This window comes from Uruburuella testudinis, from assembly GCF_022870865.1.
Lineage (GTDB): Bacteria > Pseudomonadota > Gammaproteobacteria > Burkholderiales > Neisseriaceae > Neisseria > Neisseria testudinis.
Genome location: NZ_CP091508.1, coordinates 2889057 through 2913625, shown reverse-complemented (window position 1 = coordinate 2913625; position 24569 = coordinate 2889057). Strand labels below are relative to the sequence as shown.

24 protein-coding genes, 2 tRNA genes, 2 rRNA genes and 1 pseudogene are annotated in these 24569 nt (G+C 54.1%); 14 read left to right on the top strand and 15 right to left on the bottom strand.

What is annotated here, in order from left to right; all coding sequences use genetic code 11:
• Positions 1 to 17 precede the first annotated feature (17 nt).
• From LVJ83_RS13380 to LVJ83_RS13360, 5 genes are all read left to right on the top strand, one after another.
• Positions 18 to 94: transfer RNA gene (locus LVJ83_RS13380), tRNA-Ile, on the top strand.
• Between the two features lie 29 nt (positions 95 to 123).
• Positions 124 to 199, top strand: a tRNA-Ala gene (locus LVJ83_RS13375).
• A 457-nt stretch (positions 200 to 656) separates the two neighbouring features.
• A 23S ribosomal RNA gene (locus LVJ83_RS13370) occupies positions 657 to 3550 on the top strand.
• A gap of 187 nt (positions 3551 to 3737) precedes the next feature.
• Positions 3738 to 3850: ribosomal RNA gene (rrf, locus tag LVJ83_RS13365) — 5S ribosomal RNA — on the top strand.
• A gap of 246 nt (positions 3851 to 4096) precedes the next feature.
• Complete coding sequence (locus LVJ83_RS13360) at positions 4097 to 4387, top strand: ComEA family DNA-binding protein (RefSeq protein ID WP_244784473.1); 291 nt, start codon at positions 4097 to 4099, stop codon at positions 4385 to 4387.
• A gap of 388 nt (positions 4388 to 4775) precedes the next feature.
• Here LVJ83_RS13360 and LVJ83_RS13355 read toward each other — a convergent pair whose 3' ends face one another.
• Positions 4776 to 5315: an IS630 family transposase gene (locus LVJ83_RS13355; RefSeq protein WP_244785133.1), complete on the bottom strand. Its 540-nt coding sequence runs from the start codon at positions 5313 to 5315 to the stop codon at positions 4776 to 4778.
• Entirely contained in the window at positions 5296 to 5613 is a 318-nt protein-coding gene (locus tag LVJ83_RS13350; RefSeq protein WP_244785132.1) for an IS630 transposase-related protein, read from the bottom strand. Before LVJ83_RS13350 ends, LVJ83_RS13355 begins: the two co-directional genes overlap by 20 nt.
• 38 nt (positions 5614 to 5651) lie before the next feature.
• Here LVJ83_RS13350 and LVJ83_RS13345 point away from each other — a divergent pair.
• Positions 5652 to 6052 (top strand): annotated as a pseudogene (locus LVJ83_RS13345) (IS30 family transposase); the annotation flags it as partial.
• Positions 6053 to 6105: 53 nt separating this feature from the next.
• Here LVJ83_RS13345 and LVJ83_RS13340 read toward each other — a convergent pair.
• The 7 genes from LVJ83_RS13340 to LVJ83_RS13310 form a co-directional block, all read right to left on the bottom strand.
• Positions 6106 to 6756, bottom strand: a complete 651-nt coding sequence (locus LVJ83_RS13340; RefSeq protein ID WP_244785131.1) for a site-2 protease family protein — start codon at positions 6754 to 6756, stop codon at positions 6106 to 6108.
• Positions 6757 to 7255: 499 nt separating this feature from the next.
• A complete protein-coding gene (locus LVJ83_RS13335) occupies positions 7256 to 7876 on the bottom strand; it encodes an L-threonylcarbamoyladenylate synthase (protein WP_244785130.1) in 621 nt (206 codons plus the stop codon).
• A gap of 97 nt (positions 7877 to 7973) precedes the next feature.
• On the bottom strand, positions 7974 to 8600 hold the full coding sequence (locus tag LVJ83_RS13330; RefSeq protein ID WP_244785129.1) for a Type 1 glutamine amidotransferase-like domain-containing protein: 627 nt from the start codon (positions 8598 to 8600) through the stop codon (positions 7974 to 7976).
• A 100-nt stretch (positions 8601 to 8700) separates the two neighbouring features.
• Entirely contained in the window at positions 8701 to 9537 is an 837-nt protein-coding gene (locus LVJ83_RS13325) for a PHP domain-containing protein (RefSeq protein WP_244785128.1), read from the bottom strand.
• Positions 9530 to 9736 carry a hypothetical protein gene (locus LVJ83_RS13320; protein WP_244785127.1) on the bottom strand — a complete coding sequence of 69 codons (207 nt, stop codon included), beginning with the start codon at positions 9734 to 9736 and terminating at the stop codon, positions 9530 to 9532. Before LVJ83_RS13320 ends, LVJ83_RS13325 begins: the two co-directional genes overlap by 8 nt.
• Complete coding sequence (locus LVJ83_RS13315; protein ID WP_244785126.1) at positions 9714 to 9953, bottom strand: RNA-binding S4 domain-containing protein; 240 nt, start codon at positions 9951 to 9953, stop codon at positions 9714 to 9716. Before LVJ83_RS13315 ends, LVJ83_RS13320 begins: the two co-directional genes overlap by 23 nt.
• Before the next feature lie 116 nt (positions 9954 to 10069).
• The gene (locus LVJ83_RS13310; RefSeq protein ID WP_244785125.1) at positions 10070 to 10351 is read right to left on the bottom strand and encodes a HigA family addiction module antitoxin; all 282 of its coding nucleotides are present in this window, start codon (positions 10349 to 10351) and stop codon (positions 10070 to 10072) included.
• Positions 10352 to 10767: 416 nt separating this feature from the next.
• On the opposite strand from LVJ83_RS13310, the gene dnaE reads away from it, so the two are divergent.
• The gene (gene dnaE, locus LVJ83_RS13305; RefSeq protein WP_244785124.1) at positions 10768 to 14202 is read left to right on the top strand and encodes a DNA polymerase III subunit alpha; all 3435 of its coding nucleotides are present in this window, start codon (positions 10768 to 10770) and stop codon (positions 14200 to 14202) included.
• A gap of 216 nt (positions 14203 to 14418) precedes the next feature.
• Here the strand turns inward: dnaE and LVJ83_RS13300 are convergent, their stop codons facing one another.
• Entirely contained in the window at positions 14419 to 14907 is a 489-nt protein-coding gene (locus LVJ83_RS13300) for a nuclear transport factor 2 family protein (RefSeq protein WP_244785123.1), read from the bottom strand.
• Positions 14908 to 15079: 172 nt separating this feature from the next.
• Positions 15080 to 15730 (bottom strand): NAD(P)-dependent oxidoreductase, encoded by a 651-nt coding sequence (locus LVJ83_RS13295; protein ID WP_244785122.1) that lies wholly within the window; start codon positions 15728 to 15730, stop codon positions 15080 to 15082.
• 122 nt (positions 15731 to 15852) lie between these two features.
• On the opposite strand from LVJ83_RS13295, the gene LVJ83_RS13290 reads away from it, so the two are divergent.
• From LVJ83_RS13290 to LVJ83_RS13280, 3 genes are read left to right on the top strand one after another with little or no spacing between them, the layout of a single operon-like run.
• Positions 15853 to 16419 (top strand): isochorismatase family protein, encoded by a 567-nt coding sequence (locus LVJ83_RS13290; RefSeq protein WP_244785121.1) that lies wholly within the window; start codon positions 15853 to 15855, stop codon positions 16417 to 16419.
• 15 nt (positions 16420 to 16434) lie between these two features.
• On the top strand, positions 16435 to 17328 hold the full coding sequence (locus tag LVJ83_RS13285; RefSeq protein WP_244785120.1) for a LysR family transcriptional regulator: 894 nt from the start codon (positions 16435 to 16437) through the stop codon (positions 17326 to 17328).
• The gene (locus LVJ83_RS13280) at positions 17325 to 17648 is read left to right on the top strand and encodes a GIY-YIG nuclease family protein (protein ID WP_244785119.1); all 324 of its coding nucleotides are present in this window, start codon (positions 17325 to 17327) and stop codon (positions 17646 to 17648) included. The genes LVJ83_RS13285 and LVJ83_RS13280 overlap by 4 nt, the downstream gene beginning before the upstream one ends.
• A gap of 58 nt (positions 17649 to 17706) precedes the next feature.
• Here the strand turns inward: LVJ83_RS13280 and LVJ83_RS13610 are convergent, their stop codons facing one another.
• Positions 17707 to 17838, bottom strand: a complete 132-nt coding sequence (locus LVJ83_RS13610) for a hypothetical protein (RefSeq protein ID WP_280515217.1) — start codon at positions 17836 to 17838, stop codon at positions 17707 to 17709.
• On the opposite strand from LVJ83_RS13610, the gene LVJ83_RS13275 reads away from it, so the two are divergent.
• Positions 17837 to 19213 carry an MFS transporter gene (locus tag LVJ83_RS13275; protein ID WP_244785118.1) on the top strand — a complete coding sequence of 459 codons (1377 nt, stop codon included), beginning with the start codon at positions 17837 to 17839 and terminating at the stop codon, positions 19211 to 19213. The genes LVJ83_RS13610 and LVJ83_RS13275 overlap by 2 nt on opposite strands.
• 486 nt (positions 19214 to 19699) lie before the next feature.
• Positions 19700 to 21592, top strand: coding sequence for a tRNA uridine-5-carboxymethylaminomethyl(34) synthesis enzyme MnmG (mnmG, locus tag LVJ83_RS13270; RefSeq protein ID WP_244787794.1), 1893 nt, complete (start codon positions 19700 to 19702; stop codon positions 21590 to 21592).
• Between the two features lie 78 nt (positions 21593 to 21670).
• Here the strand turns inward: mnmG and LVJ83_RS13265 are convergent, their stop codons facing one another.
• The 3 genes from LVJ83_RS13265 to LVJ83_RS13255 form a co-directional block, all read right to left on the bottom strand.
• Complete coding sequence (locus tag LVJ83_RS13265; protein ID WP_244785117.1) at positions 21671 to 21928, bottom strand: hypothetical protein; 258 nt, start codon at positions 21926 to 21928, stop codon at positions 21671 to 21673.
• A gap of 158 nt (positions 21929 to 22086) precedes the next feature.
• Entirely contained in the window at positions 22087 to 22344 is a 258-nt protein-coding gene (locus tag LVJ83_RS13260) for a hypothetical protein (protein WP_244785116.1), read from the bottom strand.
• Between the two features lie 68 nt (positions 22345 to 22412).
• Entirely contained in the window at positions 22413 to 22682 is a 270-nt protein-coding gene (locus tag LVJ83_RS13255) for a 2Fe-2S iron-sulfur cluster-binding protein (protein WP_244785115.1), read from the bottom strand.
• A 362-nt stretch (positions 22683 to 23044) separates the two neighbouring features.
• Here LVJ83_RS13255 and rsmG point away from each other — a divergent pair, with 362 nt between their 5' ends.
• Both rsmG and LVJ83_RS13245 read left to right on the top strand, forming a co-directional pair.
• On the top strand, positions 23045 to 23671 hold the full coding sequence (gene rsmG / locus LVJ83_RS13250; protein WP_244785114.1) for a 16S rRNA (guanine(527)-N(7))-methyltransferase RsmG: 627 nt from the start codon (positions 23045 to 23047) through the stop codon (positions 23669 to 23671).
• 121 nt (positions 23672 to 23792) lie between these two features.
• Positions 23793 to 24557 (top strand): ParA family protein, encoded by a 765-nt coding sequence (locus tag LVJ83_RS13245; RefSeq protein WP_244785113.1) that lies wholly within the window; start codon positions 23793 to 23795, stop codon positions 24555 to 24557.
• The last annotated feature ends 12 nt before the right edge of the window (positions 24558 to 24569 follow it).

The following is a 24569-nucleotide window of genomic DNA, read 5'->3' as shown; positions in this document are numbered from 1 at the left end:
AAAGAAGCAAAGGCCTTGGGTTTGTAGCTCAGCTGGTTAGAGCACACGCTTGATAAGCGTGGGGTCGGAGGTTCAAGTCCTCCCAGACCCACCAAACAGAAGTAGCACCGCACGGCCGGTACTGGGGGCATAGCTCAGTTGGTAGAGCACCTGCTTTGCAAGCAGGGGGTCATCGGTTCGATCCCGTTTGCCTCCACCAAAAGCTTCCCAAATCAAAGCGAGTTGGAAAAGGAAAAAGAAGCGGCAGCTTCTTATTTTAATTGACAGAGCGAAAGCGGCTGTTATAATGGCCAGCTCATTTTGATTTGCGAAGTTATTCTGAAGCCCGGGCAAAATCCGCGGCGGCAGACGCATCGATCTTTAACAAATTGGAAAGCCGAAATCAACAAACAAAGACAATGTTGTTTCGATTGGAAGCGCAAACCGTTGCAACGGAATGCGTTTCAGCAAAAGCAGAGCCGGTATATCCGGCGACAGCCCAGCAGCAATCGGAGCACAAAAATTTGGGTGATGATTGTATCGGATTCACTCTGAAACACAAAAGGCAGAGTGAATCACACAACAAAGCAGTAAGCTTTATCAAAGTAGGCACCTCAAGTCCGGTCCCCTAGTCAACGGGAGGTTGGGCGAAGTCAATGAGGTTCTTGAAATGATAGAGTCAAGTGAATAAGTGCATCAGGTGGATGCCTTGGCGATGATAGGCGAAGAAGGACGTGTAAGCCTGCGAAAAGCGCGGGGGAGCTGGCAATAAAGCAAAGATCCCGCGATGTCCGAATGGGGAAACCCACCGTATTCTGTACGGTATCCTCAAGTGAATACATAGCTTGAGAGAAGCGAACCCGGAGAACTGAACCATCTAAGTACCCGGAGGAAAAGAAATCAACCGAGATTCCGCAAGTAGTGGCGAGCGAAAGCGGAGGAGCCTGTATACGATAATACTTGAGATAGAAGAACAAGCTGGGAAGCTTGGCCATAGTGGGTGAAAGCCCCGTATTCGAAATTTCAAGTATGGTACTAGGTATACGACAAGTAGGGCGGGACACGAGAAATCCTGTTTGAAGATGGGGGGACCATCCTCCAAGGCTAAATACTCATCATCGACCGATAGTGAACCAGTACCGTGAGGGAAAGGCGAAAAGAACCCCGGGAGGGGAGTGAAACAGAACCTGAAACCTGATGCATACAAACAGTGGGAGCACCCTAGAGGTGTGACTGCGTACCTTTTGTATAATGGGTCAACGACTTACATTCAGTAGCGAGCTTAACCGGATAGGGGAGGCGTAGGGAAACCGAGTCTTAATAGGGCGACGAGTTGCTGGGTGTAGACCCGAAACCGAGTGATCTATCCATGGCCAGGATGAAGGTGCGGTAACACGCACTGGAGGTCCGAACCCACGCATGTTGCAAAATGCGGGGATGAGCTGTGGATAGGGGTGAAAGGCTAAACAAACTCGGAGATAGCTGGTTCTCCCCGAAAACTATTTAGGTAGTGCCTCGAGCAAGACACTGATGGGGGTAAAGCACTGTTATGGCTAGGGGGTTATTGCAACTTACCAACCCATGGCAAACTAAGAATACCATCAAGTGGTTCCTCGGGAGACAGACAGCGGGTGCTAACGTCCGTTGTCAAGAGGGAAACAACCCAGACCGCCAGCTAAGGTCCCAAATGATAGATTAAGTGGTAAACGAAGTGGGAAGGCCCAGACAGCCAGGATGTTGGCTTAGAAGCAGCCATCATTTAAAGAAAGCGTAATAGCTCACTGGTCGAGTCGTCCTGCGCGGAAGATGTAACGGGGCTCAAATCTATAACCGAAGCTGCGGATGCTAATTTAGATTAGCATGGTAGGGGAGCGTTCTGTAGGCCGAAGAAGGTGACTTGAGAAGGTTGCTGGAGGTATCAGAAGTGCGAATGTTGACATGAGTAGCGATAAAGCGGGTGAAAAGCCCGCTCGCCGAAAACCCAAGGTTTCCTACGCAACGTTCATCGGCGTAGGGTGAGTCGGCCCCTAAGGCGAGGCAGAAATGCGTAGTCGATGGGAAACGGGTTAATATTCCCGTACTTTGATTTAGTGCGATGTGGGGACGGAGAAGGTTATGTCAGCGGTCTGTTGGAATAGGCCGTTCAAGCCGGTAGGTGGAAAGTTTAGGCAAATCCGGACTTTCATAACACCGAGAAGTGATAACGAGCATCTACGGATGCGAAGTGACAGATACCACGCTTCCAGGAAAAGCCACTAAGCTTCAGCTAAATCAGAACCGTACCGCAAACCGACACAGGTGGGTAGGATGAGAATTCTAAGGCGCTTGAGAGAACTCAGGAGAAGGAACTCGGCAAATTGATACCGTAACTTCGGGAGAAGGTATGCCCTCTGATGTGAAAGACTAGCTCTGTAAGCATTGGAGGGTCGCAGAGAATCGGTGGCTGCGACTGTTTATTAAAAACACAGCACTCTGCTAACACGAAAGTGGACGTATAGGGTGTGACGCCTGCCCGGTGCTGGAAGGTTAATTGAAGATGTGAGAGCATCGGATCGAAGCCCCAGTAAACGGCGGCCGTAACTATAACGGTCCTAAGGTAGCGAAATTCCTTGTCGGGTAAGTTCCGACCCGCACGAATGGCGTAACGATGGCCACACTGTCTCCTCCTGAGACTCAGCGAAGTTGAAATGGTTGTGAAGATGCAATCTCCCCGCTGCTAGACGGAAAGACCCCGTGAACCTTTACTGTAGCTTTGCATTGGACTTTGAAGTCACTTGTGTAGGATAGGTGGGAGGCTTAGAAGCCGAGACGCTAGTCTTGGTGGAGCCGTCCTTGAAATACCACCCTGGTGACTTTGAGGTTCTAACCCAGGTCCGTTATCCGGATCGGGGACCGTGCATGGTAGGCAGTTTGACTGGGGCGGTCTCCTCCCAAAGAGTAACGGAGGAGTTCGAAGGTTACCTAGGTCCGGTCGGAAATCGGGCTGATAGTGCAATGGCAAAAGGTAGCTTAACTGCGAGACCGACAAGTCGAGCAGGTGCGAAAGCAGGACATAGTGATCCGGTGGTTCTGAATGGAAGGGCCATCGCTCAACGGATAAAAGGTACTCCGGGGATAACAGGCTGATTCCGCCCAAGAGTTCATATCGACGGCGGAGTTTGGCACCTCGATGTCGGCTCATCACATCCTGGGGCTGTAGTCGGTCCCAAGGGTATGGCTGTTCGCCATTTAAAGTGGTACGTGAGCTGGGTTTAAAACGTCGTGAGACAGTTTGGTCCCTATCTGCAGTGGGCGTTGGAAGTTTGACGGGGGCTGCTCCTAGTACGAGAGGACCGGAGTGGACGAACCTCTGGTGTACCGGTTGTCACGCCAGTGGCATAGCCGGGTAGCTAAGTTCGGAAGAGATAAGCGCTGAAAGCATCTAAGCGCGAAACTCGCCTGAAGATGAGACTTCCCTGGTGGTTTAACCACCCTAAAGAGTCGTTCGAGACCAGGACGTTGATAGGTCGGGTGTGGAAGCGCGGCAACGCGTGAAGCTAACCGATACTAATTGCTCGTGAGGCTTGACTCTATCATTTGAAGAACTTCGAATGATGATAAAGCTTACTGAAGTCATGAGCCGTACAGCAGTACGGACATGCGATACACATTACCCTTGTTGGAAGCGGGCGCAGCGCCCAGAGCGCGCCTCGGTTCATGTTGATAAAGCAAGATGGGAGACCATGTTGCGACGGCTTTAGCAATTTGTACAGTTTAAGTCTGGCGGCCATAGCGAGTTGGTCCCACGCCTTCCCATCCCGAACAGGACCGTGAAACGACTCAGCGCCGATGATAGTGTGGATACCCATGTGAAAGTAGGTCACTGCCAGACACCCATTCAAGAGCCCCGATACGGAAACGTATCGGGGCTTTATTCTGTGGGTGGTTGGCGGGTGGACGGCCCCAACAGCCTCTTGCTGTTGCCCGATTGCGACAAACCGGCGCAATATTCGGGCACATAACCGTTAATGCAGTAAAAATATTTGAACGCATCAAAAAATACCCTTATCATAAACAAATGCCGGCATGCAGCAGAGGCTGCCGGTGAAGGCCGAACAACATTACGAAGGAAAACAATATGAAAAAACTGATTTGGGGCGCACTGGCGCTGATAAGCACCGGCTTCTCGCTGGCGGCGGTCAACATCAACACCGCCGGGGAAGAAGAGCTCAAAGCCCTGCCGGGCATAGGCCCCTCGAAAGCGGCGGCGATTGTAGAGTACCGCAGCCGCAACGGCAACTTCAAAAGTGTGGAGGAGCTGAAGAACGTGAAGGGGATCGGAGACGGTATTTACAACCGTCTGAAGGATGAGGCTTCGGTATCGGGGGCGGCGGCGAAGAAGGCCAAGCCTGCGCTTAAGAAGCCGTGATGCTGCGTTTAGCTGTTTGAAGGCTGCCCGTTCGGGCGGCCTTTGCTTTAGGGGGGAATGGCGGCTGCACAATACCGGGTGTTGGCGGCGGTGCCCGCCGGGTTGCTGCCGCGGCACCTTGGCTTATTTCGTTTCAATGATTGCGATACGTTTGATACCATTTATTCAAACCGCGGTTAAACCGGCTCCGTTGCTTGAACGATGCCGTCTGAACGTGTCTTCAAGGCTTTTACTGCATCGGGCTGCGGCTTGTGCGGCAGATAGCTGCTGATGGTTTGCTGTTGGTGGAATTGGCACAGTTGAAATGGGATGTTTGGAAAGAGTGCGCCCAGCCCCCTAAAGCCATCCTCTGTAATATCTTCAAAGAAAAAAACTATAGTCGAAGAAATTAAAAACTGTCACAAATCCACAAGAAATAGAAAAACAGCGTATCCAGACAATCCACCCTCCAATCTTGCCGTTTCCGCTTAATCCAAGCCCAAGTTTGCTCAATCGGATTTAGGTCGGGGCTGTATGGAGGCAGCCAAAGAATCGTATGCCCCGCTTTTTCAATCAAGTCTTGAATATCCTGTCTTTTATGAAATGTGGCATTATCCATCACGATCACGCTGCTTGGAGGCAGTTCTGGCAGCAGTAGCATTTCAACCCAGTGATGGAAAACGGTACTGTCAATGCTGCAATTATAAAGACCTACCGAAAATAACCGGTTATCGTGAATCGCGCCAATAGCATTGGTGGTGTTTTTCAATTGCCGGTTGTCAGTGCCGTAACACTTTTCGCCTTTCGTTGCGTATCCATAGGGACGGTAATCGTTGGATTTGAAGCCACTTTCGTCAAGATAGGTAATCGGTCTGCCATCTTGTTCGTAACGTGCGAGCTGCTGACTGAAACAACGGCGTTTTGCTTTATCAGCCCGAGGATGTTTCAAGGTCTTTTTTTTGAGTAATCTTCAACCGTTTCAATGCAATGCCGATTGCCCGTTGCGTGCAGTTAAAGCGGACGGCTCTCTCTCTTTGATAATGGTCGGGATACTGCACTACATCTTGGCGTAACTTTTCCATATCGATTTTGGAGTGACGGGTGGTTACTATTTTTCGCTCAGGCTGCTTCTTCCAGTTTTGTATGGTGCTTTTACTGATGTTGAATTCAGCGGCTAAAGCTCGATAGGTTTCACCTGATTCGAGCTTTGCTAATATCATTTGTCGGTAATCTTTTGAGTATGCCATGGTTTTTCTATTGTACTGGTTTTGTTTTTTTTGATTATATCATTGAAAAGATGGGAAATTTCAAAGCGGAAGATACGAAAAAAGCCATCATTCGCGTATTGAGAAAACACCAAAACCGGGTCTTGACCATTACCATGGATAACGGCAAGGAATTTTACCGTCACAAGAAAGTGGTCGAGGCATTAGGCGCCCAAACTTATTTCTGCCGCCCCTATCACTTATGGGAAAAGGGCTGCAATGAAAACACCAACGGCCTTATCCGCCAATACTTTCCAAAGAAAACGGCTTTCAGGTTGTTCAGTAAGCGCCAGATTAAGGCTGTTCAGGATGCGTTGAACCACCGTCCGAGAAAAAACTTGGCTATGAAACGCCCAGTGCTTTATTTTTGGGGGTGTTTAAACCTTTACTTCCAAGTGTTGCATTTGAAATGCAAATCTAAGGCCGTCTGAAAATATCAAGTTTTCAGACGGCCTTAGATTGAATCAATGTGGGCTAACCACCCAGTAGTCGGATAAAGCTTTGCACCAAGCCCAGCACTACGGCCAAAAACGGTTGCATGATTTTGTTGAGCATGCCGGTAAATAAGAGTGCAATCAGAATCCACATGCCGTAGGGTTCGATTTTGCGGAAACTGTAGGATGCCTTGGCCGGCAGAAAGGTATCGACAAAGCGGCCGCCATCGAGCGGCAGAATCGGCAGCATGTTTAATACAAACAGCACGGCATTAATGGTTACGCCGAAAGTGGCCATCTGCCGCATCGGATATTGGAAGCTTTCGGGCACCAGCGGGGAGAGCATCATCAGCACGGCCCAGCCGAACATCATGGCAAAATTCGATGCCGGCCCGGCAATGGCCACCATGCGCATGCCGATGCGGGTATCGCGCAGGTTTCGGGTAACCACCGGCACGGGTTTGGCCCAGCCGAACATAAAACCGGTGGTGAAAAACATCACTGCCGGCACCACGATGGTGCCGATGGGGTCGATGTGTGCCAGTGGGTTGAGGGTGAGCCGCCCGAGCTGCTCGGCGGTGCGGTCGCCGTAATACCGCGCGGCATAGCCGTGAGCTGCTTCGTGTACGGTAATTGCCAGCAATACCGGCAATACGGCCAATAAAAATATGCCTAAATTGAAATTGCCCATTAAAGTTTCCTTGTGTGTGTTCAGACGGCCTGTTATGGGATGAGGCCGTCTGAAAATAATCTCATAGAATGAGCTTTAAACGAATACAGGGTGGGTTCGCCTGAGCTCGAAGAGAACCGGTTCCGCTAAGGTGTTGAAGCACCAAGTCAAGCAGCCCCGTGCGTGTGTGCTGTCTGCGGCTCGCCGCTTTGTTCGCTTACTTTTGTGAATGGGTATAAGTTAAGCTCGTACTGCCTGTACTGTCTTCGGCTCGCCGCCAATTCATTCACGATACATGGCAACCGCCTGATGCTTGGATGGCAGCTGCGCTTATTCAGGCCGAATAATGTCGGTCAAATCCAGACGGGCTTCCGGCCCTGCGTTAATTGCGGCACCTGATCTAAGCGTAGCCGATACCTTAAAGATGCGGCGGCCAAGATACAGTCGGTAAGCATTGCGCTAAAGGTGCTGTTTTGCCTGTATTCGTTCCATGAATCGAATCTGTGTTTTCAGACGGCCTTTACAATCCAAACAAGGTTTTGTCGCCCTTGCCCTCGCGCACCAACTCGATGCCGTCGGTCATGTCGATGACGGTGGTCGGCTCGGTTCCGCACCAGCCGCCGTCGATAATCACATCTACCGCATGTTCGAGGCGGTCGCGGATTTCATAGGGGTCGGTGAGCGGCTCTTCGTCTTCGGGCAGCATCAGCGTGCAGCTGAGCATGGGTTCGCCCAATTCCTGTAATAAGGCCAGTGCGATTTTATTGTCGGGCACGCGCAGGCCGATGGTTTTGCGTTTGGGGTGCAGGGTGCGGTTGGGCACTTCTTTGGTGGCCTGCATGATAAAGGTATAGCTGCCGGGGGTGGCGGCTTTGAGCTGGCGGAATTGGCTGTTGTCCACTTTGGCGTAAGTGCCCAATTCGCTCAAGTCGGCGCACATCAGCGTGAGGTGGTGTTTGAGGTCGATTTTGCGGATTTGTAAAATCCGTTCCATGGCGGTTTTGTCACCGATTTGGCAGCCGAGTGCGTAGCAGGAGTCGGTGGGGTAGACCGCCACGCCGCCTTTTCTGATGATGTCTGCCGCCTGTTTGACCAGCCGCTCTTGCGGGGTGTCGGGGTGGATGGCGAAAAATTGTGCCATGATAAGGTTCCTTTTATTTTATTTTCAGACGGCTTTTGGTTTGTTGAGTGGCCGTCTGAAAGTGGGTGATGCCGTTCATAAAATTACCTGACTGCATTTATGAATGGGCATTTATTATGCTTTTGACAACAAATTGCTGACCGCTGACTAAAATTACTTGCCCGTTGTTTATCGGGCAAATGGCCAATTTGCGGCCATAGTTTTGGATAATCTCTGCGGTGGCTTCGGCAAACGGAAACTCACCGTAGTGCGGTAAGGGGTAAATATCCAATATCTGCAAGCCTGTGGAAATTGTCTGCTCCGCCGCCCCCGCATCGTCTATTGCGCGCATATAATCAACGCTTGGCGCCAAAATCACCGCCCCCGCCGATTCGCCGATATAGAGCTTGCCTGCGCTGATTTGTGCCGCCAGCATTTCGCCCGCCTGCTTTTTATGCAACGCTTGCAGCAGGAAGAAAGTGTTACCGCCGGACACATAGATACAATCGCAATGATGCAGTTTGGCGGCAATCACGGCGGCGGGCTCGGCGGCCACATCCAGTATATCAACCGTCATGCCCAGCTTTTCCAGAGCCGCTCTGCCTTCGTCCACATAAAAATCCACAGCTTCGGGGATGGCGGCGGTAGGGATGAAGCAGACGCGGCGGCCGGAGCAATCGCCGGCAAACGGCGGCAGCAAGTCGGCAGTGCGGGCAAAGTAAGCGGTGAGAAACAGTTTTTTCATCATCGTTTCCTTGAGTTTCCCAATATCGTTGATGGGTGTGAATGACAAAATGCCCCATCAACCCAATAGCCGGGAAGCCCTTATTAAGCCTTTTGAAAATTCAGGCCGTCTGAAAACTTTCCCACACCGGTTTGCAGCCCGGCGGCAATTCGGGGCAGGCGCCCAATACACCGCCGCTGTAGTCGCCCAAGCGGTGGAAATCGCTGCCGCAGCTTGCCATCAAGCCGAAGCGTTCGGCCAGCAGCGCGTAGTTCAAGCGATCGTTTTTATCGCAATTGCCGCTGTGCACTTCGATGCCGTTGCCGCCGAGTGCTTTAAATTCTTCAAATAAATTGCGTTTGGCGGTGGCGGAAAAGCCGTAGCGCATCGGGTGGGCAATCACGGCCAGGCCGCCCGCGCCTTTGATGGCGGCCACGCAGTCCGGCAGTGAAGCCCAGTCGTGCGCCACGCTGGCGGGTTTGCCCTCGCCCAGATATCTGGTAAATGCCTGCTGCTTGTTGCGCACGTGGCCGCTGTGGATTAAATATTCGGCGATGTGGGTGCGGCTGACCATTTCGGGGTTGGCGGCCAAGGCGAGTGCGCCATCATAAGCGCCGGTGATGCCTTTCTTTTCCAGCTTGGCGGCAATCGCGGCCAGGCGGTTCAGACGGCCTTTGCGCACGTGGGCGAGCAGGTTTTGCAGCGCTTCGTTGTGTTCGTCGAAATCCAGCCCGACAATATGCACGCTGCGGTGCCGCCAGGTCACCGATATTTCCACGCCGTTAATCAGGCGCAAGCCCAGTGTTTGGGCTTCGGCGCGCGCTTCGGCCAGCCCGCCGGTGTGGTCGTGGTCGGTGAGTGCGAGCAGGGTGCAGCCGTTGCGGTGCGCCAACCGCACCACTTCGCGCGGGCTTAACATGCCGTCTGAAACGGTGGAGTGGCAGTGTAAATCAATCATGGTTATCTTTCAGACGGCCTTCGTTTTTTGCTGCTTCCTGTTGTACTTTCCATTCGCGCTGCTGTGCATCGTATTTGGCTTTTTCGTGCCAATAAATGGTTTGGATGCAGGCGTCGCCGCAGTCGCTGCCGCAGCATTCCCACGACTCGGGGCGCACCGGCTCGGGCATTAAATCTTCAGGCTTCAGTTTCCGGGTCATAGCCGTTTTCCACTTCCAGCACTGCGCCGTTGAATTCGATGATTTCGCCGCCGCGTATTTTGGCGGTTTTGCGGGTTTCCACTTCACCGTTGCGCAACACCTGCCCCTCTGCAATGGCGGCTTTGGCTTGGCCGCCGCTGTCGGCCAGGCCGGCAAGTTTGAGCAAATCGCACAGGGCGATGTATTCGTGGTCTTCCAAATAAACGGTGGCTTGCATGGTTGTTGCTTTCTTTTCAGACGGCCTGTTTCAGACGGCCTCGTTAATATTGATAAAGTGGGTGTGTTGAGCGGGAAAACAAGTTGTGCGGCGGAGATTGAGGCCGTCTGAAAGGTTCAGGCAGAGGCGACATTCAGCGGCACCACGAAATCGTGCGGTTTTTGCTCGGCCTGCCATAAATCGTATTGGGTTTGCATGCCGGCCCACATTTCACTGCTGGTGCCGAGCAAAATCGACAGACGCACGGCCATGTCGGCAGAAACGGCTGCTTTGCCGTTGAGGATGCGCGACAAGGCGGCGCGGGTCACGCCCAAGCGCTTGGCGGCTTCGGTTACACTGGTATCGCCCAGATATTCGCGCAATACCCAGCCGGGATGAACGGGCTTGTGCATACGCATGATGTGCTCCTAATGATGGTTTTGATAATCCACAATTTCGGCATCGGTGCCGTTATAAAGTAAAGCTCGGCCGCTGGTTGCTGTTGACTTTGATAAGCCAATGCCCTTTCAAATCACCGCTTAAAGGGCAGAGTTCAGCCGGGGCGTGTATAAGTCTGCTTGAGCGCGGTTCGTTGCAGGCTGATATTTGGGTGCGTGAGCAGGCTGAATGCCTGCTTGGTTGCCACGGGTAAAGAATTTTCAAGCCCTCTGTGTTTCAAGCGCTTAAGCATAAAGCTGCCCTTGTATATTAAAACTATACAGATTGATCTGTATAGCGTCAAGATACGCCCAAGGCATTCCCGAATCCGATACATCTCATCCGCCAAAAACGTTACAATACGGTTTTGCTTTTTTACCCACAGAACAGATTCGCCATGACCGATCCCGTTTACATCCCCCTGCGCCTGCACACTGAATTTTCGATTACCGACGGCACCGTGCGCATCAAACAAGCGGTGAAAAAAGCCGCCGAATACGGCCTGCCTGCCTTGGGTGTGAGCGATTTGATGAATATGTTCGGCTTGGTGAAGTTCTACAAAGCCTGCCGCGGTGCCGGCATCAAGCCGGTTGCGGCGGCCGATGTGTGGATCGAAAACCCCGATGCGCCCGAAAAACCTTACCGCGCTATGCTGTTGGTGAAAAACGATGCCGGCTATCTGCGCCTGAGCGAATTGCTCACTGCCGCCTATGTGGGTAAAGACCGCAATACCGAGCATGCCGAGCTGCGCCAAAGCTGGTTGGCCGAAGGCGACAACAGCGGCCTGATTTGCCTGTCGGGCGCGCATTACGGCGAAGTGGGCGCCAACCTGATGAACGGCCACGAAGATGCGGCACTGGCGGCGGCGCAGAAATACGCCGCCTGGTTTCCCGGTGCGTTTTATCTGGAATTGCAGCGGCTGCCGGAGCGGCCGCAATGGGAAACATCGGTGTCGGGCAGCCTGCAAATCGCGGCGGCGCTGGATTTGCCGGTGGTGGCCACGCACCCGACCCAGTTTCTGAACGCCGATGATTTTGAAGCGCACGAAGCACGCGTGTGTATTGCCGGCGGCTGGGTGTTGGCCGATAAAAAACGCCCGCACGAATTCACGCCGAGCCAATTTTTTGCGTCGCCCGAAGAAATGGCGGAGCGTTTTGCCGACCTGCCCGAAGCGCTGCAAAATTCGGTGGCGATTGCCAAGCGCTGCAATATCCACATTACCTTGGGTAAAAACTTTCTGCCGCAGTTTCCCACCCCCGACGGCTTGTCGCTCGATGACTACCTCACCGTGCTTTCCAACGAAGGCTTGCAGGAGCGCATGGTGGTGCTGTATCCCGATGCAGCCGAGCGCGCGGCCAAAATGCCCGAATATCAGGCGCGGCTGGATTTCGAGCTGCAAATCATCATTCAGATGGGCTTCCCCGGCTATTTCCTCATCGTACAAGACTTCATCAACTGGGCCAAAGAAAACGGCTGCCCGGTAGGGCCGGGGCGCGGTTCGGGCGCCGGCTCGCTGGTGGCTTATGCGCTGAAAATCACCGACCTCGACCCGCTCGAATATGCGCTGCTGTTCGAACGCTTTCTGAACCCGGAGCGGGTATCGATGCCCGACTTCGATATCGATTTCTGCCAAAGCAACCGTGGCCGCGTGATCGAATATGTGCGTGAAAAATACGGCGCCGATGCGGTGAGCCAGATTGTGACCTTCGGCACCATGTCGTCCAAAGCGGTGATCCGCGACGTTGGGCGCGTATTGGAGCTGCCGTTCGGCCTGTGCGACAAATTATCGAAACTGATTCCGCTCGAAGCCAACCGCCCGGTCAGCCTGGAAAAGGCGATGGAGCTGGAGCCGGAAATCCAAACCCTGATTGAAAACGAAGACGCCGGCCAGCTCATCGACCTGGCCAAGCGGCTGGAAGACCTTACCCGCGGCCTCGGCATGCACGCGGGCGGCGTATTGATTGCGCCGGGCAAGATTTCCGATTTCAGCCCGGTTTATCAGGCCGACGAATCCGCCTCGCCGGTGTCGATGTATGACAAGGGCGATGTGGAAGATGTGGGCTTGGTGAAGTTTGACTTTTTAGGCCTGCGCAACCTGACCATTATCGAAATGGCGCAAAACTTTATCGCCGCAACCACCGGCGAAAAAGTGGATGTGAACCATATTCCGCTCGATGATCCGGCGGCGTATAAAGTGTTTTCCAGCGCCAACACCACAGCAGTGTTCCAATTTGAGTCGACTGGCATGAAAAAAATGCTGCAAAAAGCCAAGCCGACCAAGTTTGAAGAAATTATCGCCTTCGTATCGCTCTACCGCCCCGGCCCGATGGATCTGATTCCCGACTTTATCGACCGCATGCACGGCGCCAAATTCGAATATCTGCACCCGCTGCTGAGCGATGTATTAGCGCCCACTTACGGCATTATGGTGTATCAGGAACAAGTGATGCAGGCCGCACAGGTTATCGGCGGCTACACCCTCGGCGGTGCCGATTTGCTGCGCCGCGCCATGGGCAAGAAAAAAGTCGAAGAGATGGTGAAACAGCGTGCCACCTTTGTGGCCGGTGCGGCAGAAAAAGGCATCAACCAACAAAAAGCCGATGAAATTTTCGACTATATGGAAAAATTCGCCGGCTACGGTTTCAACAAATCGCATGCCGCCGCCTATTCGCTGGTAGCCTATCAGACGGCCTGGCTCAAAGCGCATTATCCCGCCGAATTTATGGCCGCCACCATGTCGAGCGAATTGGACAACACCGACCAGCTCAAGCTGTTTTACGACGATGCCCGTGCCAACGGCATTGAATTTTTACCGCCCGATGTCAATCAGTCGGACTACCGTTTCACCCCCGACAGCCAGCGCCGTATCCGCTACGCCCTCGGCGCCGTGAAAGGCACCGGCGAAGGCGCAGTAGAAGCGATTGTGGCGGCACGCGAAAACGGCGGGCCGTTTAAAGACCTGCTCGATTTCTGCGAACGCGTGGGCAAGGCGCACATCAACAAACGCACCATTGAATCACTGATACGCGGCGGTGCCTTCGACAGCATCGACCCCAACCGCGCCAAATTAATCGCCAACATCGATTTGGCCATCAGCAATGCCGAACAGAAAGCCGCCAATGCCAATCAGGGCGGATTGTTTGACTTGATGGAAGACGCCATCGAGCCGGTGCAGCTTGCCGACATGCCCGAATGGAGCGAATCGGAAAAGCTGGCCGAAGAAAAGCAAGTGCTGGGTTTTTACCTTTCCGGCCACCCCTTCGGCCCGTTTGCCCAAGAAGTGCGCCAGTTCGCCCCCATGCGCCTGAGCAAACTCAAACCGCAAGACCACGTACGCGTGGCCGGCTTCGTCACCGCCGTGCGCACCATCATGGGCAAACGCGGCAAAATCGCCTTTGCCACGCTGGAAGACCAAAGCGGCCAGGCAGAAGTATTGATCAGCGGACAAGTGTTGGAAGAATGCACAGGCCGTCTGAAAGCCGACCAAGTATTGATTATGGAATGCAAAATCAGCCGCGACGACTACAACGGCGGCGATGCGCTGCGGATTATGGCCAACCAAGTCATCACCCTGCAAAATGCCCGAGAAAAATACGCCCGCGGCCTCAACCTCAGCTTGAAACCGGAACACGATATCCGCCGGTTGGCTGAATTATTAAGCACGTATCGGCAAACCGGCGCCGGCCAGATTCCCATCCGGATCAGCTACAGCAACCCTGCCGCTTACGGCGAATTGAAAACAGCCGCAAAATGGGCCGTTACCCCCAAAGCCGAACTGTTTGACAGCCTGCAACAACTGTTGGGCGAACGCTCGATCAGCGTCACTTGGTGAGCTTCCAATCATGTTGATGCCATCTGAAAACCATGCTGATGGGGGTAGGGTGTTCCGTAAATCGACACATCAGGACACCCTCACCAGGACACTCTAAAGAAGCGGCCGGAAAAGCAGGACGTAATATCGTGATACAGATGGTTATTTGCAGTACGTCAATATAAAAGGCCGTCTGAACCCTATCGGTTCAGACGGCCTTTTATATTATATATTTAATCAAAACATACTGTTATTGTTGGCAGATTGTTCGGGCAGGGGTTGGACGACATCCCAATGCTCGACGATTTTGCCGTTTTTATCGAGGCGGAAGATGTCTGCTATGGCCCGGCCTCTGTCTTGCGGCGAGGTGCGGCTGAATATGTGCAACACCACCAAGTCGCCCTCGGCCACCACGCGTTTTACTTCGGCGCGTGATTGCGGATGTTGTTGTAAAAACGGGGCGAATACGTCGATAAAGGCTTGGCCGCCGTCGGCGACACTGGGGTTGTGCTGGATGTATTCGTTGCCGATGTAGCGCGCTACTGCTTGTTGCGGTTGGTGCTGGTTGAAGGCCAGATCGTAAAAGGCGAGCACATTGGCTTTGTTGCGTTCGATTTGGCTTTGCATGTTGGTTTGCGCGGTGGTGGGTGCCGTTGTGGTTTGGGCGGTGCCGCAGGCGCTGAGCAGGCAGGCGGCGGTGGCGGCGGCAAGCAGGAGTTTTTTCATGGTATGTTTTTTCCGGTCGGGTGGTTGGGAAATGGCTGGATAATGCCCATTCATAAAAGTAAGCACACAAGGCGGGTCAACGCTGTTGGGTTATTTTTGTGAACGGGTATACAGGCCGTCTGAAAAAAAGCCCGGCAGGCAAGTTGGCGGCTGCTTTCAGACGGCCTGATGCTTATACTTCGGCCACGGTAAAGCGTTGGTGCAGATGGGCTTTTTGTTCTACATCATCGGCAATCGCTTTGGCTAAATCATCAACATGAATGCCGGCCGGTGCTTCGCCGTTCATCAGCACTTCGTCTTTACCGCTGCGGTATTTGCCTTGCGGGCGGCTGGGGCTGCCTTCGTAAAACGCGGCGGGCGGGCTGATAAACGCCCAGTTGACATCACGGCGGTCGCGCAAATCGGTGAGCAGGTTGCGGGCGGCATTGGCGCCGTCAAAAATATCTTGCGGAAATTCGGGCGTGTCGATTAATTGCAGATTCGGGGCGACATACAGGCTGCCCGCGCCGCCGACCACCAGCAGGTAGGGCACTTGCGCTGTTTTGGCGGCCTCGGTAATGGCGGCTGCACCTTTGGCGAAATCCGCACCGATATTGGGATTGTTCCAGCCGGGGTTGAACGCGCTCACCACGGCATCGAAGCCGGCGAGTTTGCCGGCAAAATCAGCGGCGTTGACATCGGCGGCTACGGCTTTCACATTGGCGGCTTCCGATACTTTGCCGGTGTTGCGGGCAAAAGCGGTAACCTGATGGCCGCGGGCGGCGAGTTCTTTAACCACGGCGTTGCCGACATAACCGGTGGCGCCAATCACTGCGATATTCATATTTTGCTCCTTGTGCGGGTTGCGTAAAGATGGGTGCAGTATAAGGCCGTCTGAAAGGCTTGATAATCCCGCGTTTGCTGTTTATATTATTAAGCTTGTCTAAATAATCGGAAAGTCTGAATATGTCTGCTTTGGAAGGCCGCGCAGGTGTTGCCCTGATTGTTGATGTTCAAAACGGGGTGGTCGATGGCGTGTACCGCCGTGATGAGGTAGTCGCCAATATTGTGCGTTTGGTGGACGTGGCGCGCAGCCAACGGTTGCCGGTTATTTGGGTTCAGCACGATGACGATAATCTGCTTCGCGGCAGCCATGATTGGGAATATGTTCCCGAGCTTGCCGCGCTGCCTGCCGAGCCGGTGGTTCATAAACATTATGGCGATGCTTTTGAGGGAACGGCGCTGGAAACCATCCTCGCCGCAAGAAGCGTCGGGCATGTGCTGGTGGCCGGAGCGGAAACTGATGCCTGTATCCGCTCCACGCTTCATGGTGCATTTGTCAGAGGCTATGATGTGACGCTGGTTGCCGATGCGCATACGGCGGGCGACAAAATCCAATGGGGCGCGCCGCCTGTGGAAGCGGTGATTGCCCATACCAATCGTTACTGGCGGTTTCAACGGGCGCAAGGCAAGCAAGGTGCCGTGCTGGCTGCAAGCGAAGCCGTTGATTGGTTAAACACCGTTTCCCGTTAATAAAGGCCGTCTGAAATGCAAGACATCAAACCGCTGCTGGTGTTTGCCGCCGTGCTTGAGCAGGGCAGTATGAATGCTGCGGCGCAACAATTGGGCATGACCCCCTCTGCCGTGAGCCAGCACATCACGCGGCTGGAAAAGCTGCACGGCGTGAAGCTGTTGCACCGCAGCACCCGCCGCCTCACCCCCACCGACGCCGGCCAGGCGCTGGCGCAATATTGCCTGCGCTTGCGCCACACGCTGGCCGACACGTTACAGGCGCTCGATAATCTGAAAACCGAGGCGGCGGGCGATGTGAATATCGCGCTGCCTTCGGGTATGGCGTTGGCACCGCCGTTTCAGACGGCCTTAAAACGGTTGCAGCAGCAATATCCCGAAATCCGCCCGCAGCTTTATTTCAGCGACACCTTGGCCGATTTGAAACAGGGCACGGTCGATATTGCCCTGCGCGGCGGCGAACATGCGCTTGATGCGCCCGACCTGATAGCGCGTCAGCTGGCTGTTTGGCAGTGGCAGATTTGCGCCGCCCCCGAATATCTGGCCGCCCATGCGCCGGTTGAACACCCCGAAATGCTGGCCGGCCACCGCTGGCTGCATTACCTGCCCGTGCACACCACCTTGCGGCACGGTGCGGAAAGCTTTGTGTTGGATGTACCCGAGAGCATGTTGTGCAACCAACTGGCGGCGGTATCGACGCTCACGCAGGCGGGTTTGGGTTTGTCGATGCAGCTTGACGGTGAAATTGCCGGCATGGTAGCCGCAGGCCGTCTGAAAGTGGTGTTGCCCGAATGGGCGCTGCCGGCCGTCAATATTTATGCGGTAACGCCGTATCGGGTGCAGTCGGCCAAAACCGAAGTGGTGTTGCGGCTGTTGCAGCAGAGTTTTGCCGACACACCGGGGGCGGCATGAAGCTTTATGCGGCTTTGCGGCTGCCGGTGCTGGTGCCGCGTGATGCGGGTTGGTGTGTGTATCTGCTGCGTTGCGACCAAGTGCTTTACTGCGGCATCAGCAACCGCCCCGAAGCGCGTTTTGCCGCACACGCAGCGGGCAAAGGCGCGAAATTCACCCGCATGCACCGCCCCGACGAAATGCGCTTGGTCTATCAAGGTTTGTCGCGCAGCGAAGCGATGCGCTTGGAAGTGCGCATCAAGCGGTTAACCGCCGTGCAAAAACGGAAATTGTGGGCAGTATTGGCAGAATATTTAAAAAAACCGCCCGATAATGAATGATTGTGTTAAACAAGGCCGTCTGAAAGTGATTTTTCAGACGGCCTTTGCAATCACCATGCTATTTACGGGCAAATTGCAGCAGCGGCGCGGTAAGCGTGGCCGCTTCGGCTACAATACGCCCTGTTTTCATAAAATATTCACAAACGCCGAGCAGCGGACACACCGCCGCCGGTCGAGAAAGCCTCAACATGCTGCAAACTCATGAAATCAATGTGCGCGCGCTGCTCGACAGCCGCCCTGTCAGCGCCTATCAAAAATGGATTATCGCCTTGTGTTTTTTAGTGGTGGTGATGGACGGCTTCGACGTGGTGATTATGGGCTTTGTCGGCCCCGCCCTCAAAGACGCCTGGCAGCTGACCAACGAACACCTCGCCCCGGTTTTGAGCGCGGCGCTGTTCGGCCTCACTTTCGGCGCGCTGATTGCCGGGCCTTTGGGCGATAAATTCGGGCGGCGCACGGTATTGTGTGCCAACGTGATGCTGTTCGGCCTGTTTACCCTTTTGGTGGCGCGCGCCGGGAGCATCACCGAAATCATTCTCTACCGCTTTATCGCCGGGCTGGCGATGGGCGGCATCATGCCGCTGGTGGCGACGCTGGCACGCGAATATTCCCCCGCCCGCCGTGCCGCGCTGATGGTAACCATTGTGTTTGCCGGTTTTACCGTCGGTGCGGCGGGCGGCGGCTTTCTGGCGGCATGGATGATTCCGCATTGGGGCTGGGAGAGCGTGTTTGTGTTCGGCGGCGTGTTGCCGATGCTGTTGAGTGTGGTGATGTATTTCGTGTTGCCCGAATCGGTAACCTTTCTGGTACACAAAGGCCGCAGGCGTGAAATCATCCGCAAAATCGTCGAACGTTGTGCACCGGGCACCACCACTGCCGCCAGCATGTTTACCATTCCGTTGCCGCAAGCCGTGGGCGACGCGCCGCAAAGCCCGGTAAAAACGCTGTTTAACGGCTATTACCGCGTCGGCAGCGTATTGCTGTGGCTGGCTTATTTTTTGCACCTGTTTTTGGTGTATCTGCTCGGCAGCTGGATGCCGACCATGATTAAAGAAGCGGGCATGCAGATGCACCAAGCAGCGATTATCAGCGCCATGTTCCAGCTCGGCGGCCCCTTAGGCTCGATTATGCTGGGCTGGTTTATGGATCGTTTCCGCGCATCTTTGGTGCTGGCGGCGGCTTACGCCGGCGGTGCGGTGCTGCTGGTGGTAATGAGCAATGCCGGCGGCCAATATGTGTTGCTGTGTGCGGCAGCTTTTCTGATGGGCGCGGCCTTTAACGGCGGCGGCACCGGTATGAACGCTTTTTCGAGCAACTTCTTCCCGCTCAATGCCCGCGCCACCGGCAACGGCTGGATGCACGGCATCGGCCGCACCGGCGCGATTATTTCTGCTTTTGCCGGCGCCTGGATGCTGGGCATGGGCTGGAATTTCTACACCATCGCGCTGGCGCTTACCGTGCCCGCGCTGTCGGTGGCGGCGGTGTTTTTGTTTAACAACTGGTGGTATGCGCGGCGCGACGGCAGGGGGCGGCAAACCGGCAATGCCACAACCGCCCACTCTTAAAATACAGCCCGCCTGTCTTTCAAGGCCGTCTGAAACTGCACTTGCACCGTTTTCAGACGGCCTTAATCTATCGGCAAACGCTTAACCGGCGCTGTCGGGCAACACTCATTCCGGCTCGCCGCTTGGTCGGTTGATTTTTGCGAATGGGTATCAGACGGCCTGTTTGTTTATAAAATCAATATCTTCTGTAATATTGCCACCATTGAAGCAGCGTCTGAATCGGCGTACAATTCAAAACTATTTTTTCCAAATGCGGCTGTTTCATCCCCATTTGCCCAAGTCATACCCATTCACAAAAGTAAGTTAACAAGGCGGCGAGCCGAAGACAGTACAGCTAGTACGGCAAGGCGAGCCAACGCTGTTAGGTTATTTTTGTGAATGGGTATAAGCCGACAAAGGCGGCAAGCCGAAGATAATCAGGCTGCTTGAGGGCATGGGCATGACAGAATATCCGCCAACACACGCAGGTTAACCAAGACAATAATGATGATTTACCCGAAACAATACGATGTTATCGTGGTCGGCGGCGGCCACGCCGGCACCGAAGCAGCGCTGGCGGCGGCACGTATGGGCGCGCAAACGCTGCTGCTTTCCCACAATATCGAAACCCTCGGCCAGATGTCGTGCAACCCGTCTATCGGCGGTATCGGCAAAGGCCATTTGGTGCGCGAACTTGATGCGCTCGGCGGCGCAATGGCGCTGGCCACTGATATGAGCGGTATCCAGTTTCGCCGCCTCAATGCCAGCAAAGGCCCCGCCGTGCGCGCCACCCGTGCGCAGGCCGACCGCATTCTGTATAAGGCCGCCATCCGCCATATGCTCGAAAACCAGCCCAATCTGGCGCTGTTTCAGCAGCAGGTCGACGACGTTACGCTTGAGGGCGACCGCATCAGCGGCGTGGTGACGGCGATGGGTGTCGAATTCAAAGCGCGCGCGGTCGTGCTGACGGCAGGCACGTTTCTGTCGGGCAAAATCCACATCGGCTTGGAAAACTACGCCGGCGGCCGTGCAGGCGATCCGGCGGCGCAATCTTTGGGCGGCCGTCTGAAAGAATTGCAATTGCCGCAAGGCCGTCTGAAAACCGGCACGCCGCCGCGCATCGACGGGCGCACGATTGATTTTTCCAAGCTCACCGAGCAGCCGGGCGATACACCCGTGCCGGTGTTTTCCGTTCGCGGCCATGCCAATCTGCACCCGCAGCAGGTGAGCTGCTGGATTACCCATACCAACCAGCAAACCCACGACATCATCCGCACAGGTTTCGACCGCAGCCCGATGTTTACCGGCAAAATCGAAGGCGTGGGGCCGCGCTACTGCCCCTCGATTGAAGACAAAATCAACCGATTTGCCGATAAAGACAGCCATCAGATTTTCCTCGAACCCGAAGGCTTGACCACGCACGAATATTATCCGAACGGCATTTCCACCAGCCTGCCGTTCGACATCCAGATCGCCCTCGTGCGCTCGATGAAAGGCTTGGAAAACGCCCACATCCTGCGCCCCGGTTATGCCATCGAATACGATTATTTCGACCCGCGCAACCTCAAAGCCAGCCTCGAAACCAAAACCATCACCGGCCTCTTTTTTGCCGGCCAAATCAACGGCACCACCGGTTACGAGGAAGCCGCCGCACAAGGGCTGCTGGCCGGTGCCAACGCCGTGCAGTTTGTGCGCGGGCAAGATCCGCTGCTGCTGCGTCGCGAGCAGGCCTATCTGGGCGTGTTGGTTGATGATTTGATTACCAAAGGCGTGAACGAGCCCTACCGCATGTTTACCAGCCGCGCCGAATACCGCCTGCAACTGCGCGAAGACAACGCCGATTTGCGCCTCACCGAAGACGGTCGCAAAATCGGCCTGATTTCAGACGGCCAATGGCAGGCATTCGAGCAAAAACGCGAAGCCATCGAACGCGAAATCCAGCGCCTGAAAGCCACCTGGTACACCCCCGCCAAACTGCCCGAAAGCGAGCAGGAGCGCGTGTTCGGCCAAAAACTCAGCCGCGAAGCCAACCTGCATGATTTGCTGCGCCGCCCCAATCTCGACTACGCCGCGCTGATGACGCTCGAAGGCGCACTTCCCGAGCAGCCGCTGGCTGACGATGTGGTGGAACAAGTGGAAATTCAGGTGAAATATCAAGGCTATATCGACCGCCAAAACGAAGAAATCGAAGGCCGCCGCGATTTGGAAACCCTCAAGCTGCCCGCCGATATTGATTACAGCAAAGTCAAGGGCTTATCTGCCGAAGTGCAGCAAAAGCTCAACCTCAACCGCCCCGAAACCGTCGGACAGGCCGGCCGCATTTCCGGCGTTACGCCCGCTGCGGTGGCGCTGCTGATGGTGCATTTGAAGCGCGGGTTTAAAGATGCCCGGCAGGCTTGATATGCCGATAAACGGGTAAAGATAAGGCCGTCTGAAAAACTGGTTTACTGGCTTTCAGACGGCCTTATCTTTACCCGTTTATCCATGTTTGGCCCAACGCCGCAAAGCATAAATTTTGCCGATTTCCACCGCCAGCCAAACCGGATAGGCAAATAAAGCGCCCAACGGCAGCACCAATGTCAGCAGAAAAGGGATGCTGGGGGTTGAGGCAATCAAACGCAGCGGCAGCTGTATCAATGCCAGTTTCCAAACCCGCGGATTTTGCTGCCACAACTGCTTGGCTGAAAAAAGTAAAGTGGCATAAAGCAGCAGTGCAGCAGCAAATAAAATATACAAACCTGTGCCAAAGGGTGCGAAGTCTCGCGATAATTTTTCAATTTGCCGGAATTGCTGCCATATCAAGGGGTATTTCCCGGAAAAGGGGAAAATTACCCATGCCACAGCAAAAATATCAAAACACGCCAATAGTTTATAAAATAAAGACTGCCTTGTTTTCAATAGCCACCTCCTGCATGCGGATACCAATAATAAGAGAAACCGCCCGCGAGCTCATCCGAGCCGTAAATATACTTTTGCCGCACAGTTTTTATGGTTCCCAACGGATGGCGTTCAAAATCATCAAACGCCATATCTGATATTTCTAGAGGTTCCCATCTTAATGTAATTGTCCTGGTTGTGCCTATATATGCCCTAGGGTCAGAGAAAGTAAATTTTCCTTCTTCTGCATGCGCTATCCCTTGGGCTGCAATCATGGCGGTGTCCTTAATGGCATCATAATCAACATCAATAGCTACCCATTTTCCTTTAGTAGGGAAAGTATCTATATCATTGACATAGGTAATATTGCAATCTTTTTTTGGTAAGCAACACAAGCAGAAAAATAACCTTCGTTCTGCTGTTGTTCGTCAAGGAAAGAACCATCGCTTTGTTCTACTTCACCTTTAAGTAAATAGCAGGTGCATGTACTACATGAGCCTGCCCTGCATGAATAGGGAATTTCCAATCCTGCTCTCTCTGCCGCATCCAGAATATATTCATCGCCGGCGCAATCAAACTCATGATCCTGATATTTAATTTTAAAAACAGCCATTTATAGCCCTAAAATATTAAATCAATACATCTAATGTTAATATTTTATGAAATATATGTTGTTGATACATGTCAGACTTGCTGCTGATTTTGTGGTCGTGCGGCTTTTTTCATGGGCGGCAGCGAATAAACGGCGTAATCGTTGATTTCGTTTTGCCACTGCTGTTATGCGCGTTTGCGGTTGATTATGTGAATCTCCCCAAGGCCGGTTTCCTCAACCTGTCAATACTATACGCCCGCATGCGGGTGCGGTAACCGGTGCGTTTATGAATCACATTTCAGACGGCCTATCAAACAATTCACACCCGCATAAGCAGGTTTTGGGCTAACATAACGGGTAAACCCAAGAATAAGGATAAAAAAATGGACAACAAGCAAAAATTGCAGCAAGGCCTGCAACAAATGGGCTTGAGCCTGAGCACCGCCCAACAATTGCTGCTGCTCGAATATGTGGCGCTGCTGAAAAAATGGAATAATACCTACAACCTCACCGCGCTGCGCGACGAAGCCAGCATGGTCAGCCACCACGTGCTCGACAGCCTCACGCTGCTGCCCTATGTGGCCGGTGCGCAAACCTTGATGGATGTCGGCTCCGGCGGCGGCATGCCGGGCATTCCCACCGCCATCTGCCGCCCCGATTTGCAGATTACGCTGCTTGATTCCAACACCAAAAAAACCACCTTCCTGCAACAGGCCGTCATCGAGCTGGGTTTGGGCAACGTTACCGTGGCCAGCGGCCGTGTTGAAGCCATGCACGATAAAAAAGTAGACGTGGTCACCAGCCGTGCCTTTGCCGAGCTGGCCGACTTTATTTCGCTGACCAAACACCTGCTCAACGAAAACGGCTATTGGGCGGCGATGAAAGGCGTGTATCCCTATGAAGAAATCGCCCAGATGCCGCCGAATGTGGCCGTGGTCAAAGTCGACAAACTGGCCGTGCCCGAGTTGAATGCCGAGCGCCATATGGTGATTATGCAGCCCAAACGCTGAGCGGCAAACAAGACACATAAGCCGGAGGCCGTCTGAAACTTTTCAGACGGCCTCTGCATATCCATTTCAGGCAAATAAAGGTACAATCCAAGCCATCCAACCGATTTCGATAAGACAAATTATGAGCGCACAAATCATCGCCGTGGCCAACCAGAAAGGCGGCGTCGGCAAAACCACCACCGTGGTCAATCTTGCCGCTTCGTTGGCCAGCAAAAACAAGCGTGTGCTGGTTATCGACCTCGACCCGCAAGGCAACGCCACCACCGGCAGCGGCATCAACAAAAGCAGCATCAGCGGCGGCGTGTATCAGGTGTTGTTGGGCGAGGCCGAAGTGAAAGATGCCGTGGTGGCCAGCGAGGCCGGCGGGTATGATATTCTGGCCGCCAACCGCACTTTGGCCGGAGCGGAAATCGAGCTGGTGCAGGAAATCGCCCGCGAAATGCGCCTGAAAAACGCGCTTGCTGCGGTAGAGGGCGATTATGATTATGTGTTGATCGACTGCCCGCCCACGCTCACGCTGCTCACGCTTAACGGCTTAGTGGCGGCGCAAGGCGTGATTGTGCCGATGGTGTGTGAATATTACGCGCTCGAAGGCATTTCCGATTTGGTGGCCACGGTGCGCAAAATCCGTCAGGCCATCAACCCGCAGCTCGATATTCTCGGCATCGTGCGCACGCTTTACGACAGCCGCAGCCGCCTTTCGCAAGAAGTAACCGAGCAATTGCAAACACATTTCGGCAAGCAGCTTTTCGACACCGCCATTCCGCGCAACGTGCGCTTGGCCGAAGCGCCCAGCCACGGCCTGCCCGCCTTGGCCTACGATGCCAAAGCCAAGGGCACGCTGGCTTATTTGGCGCTGGCCGATGAGGTGTTGGCGCGCACCTGAAAGGCGGGCGGC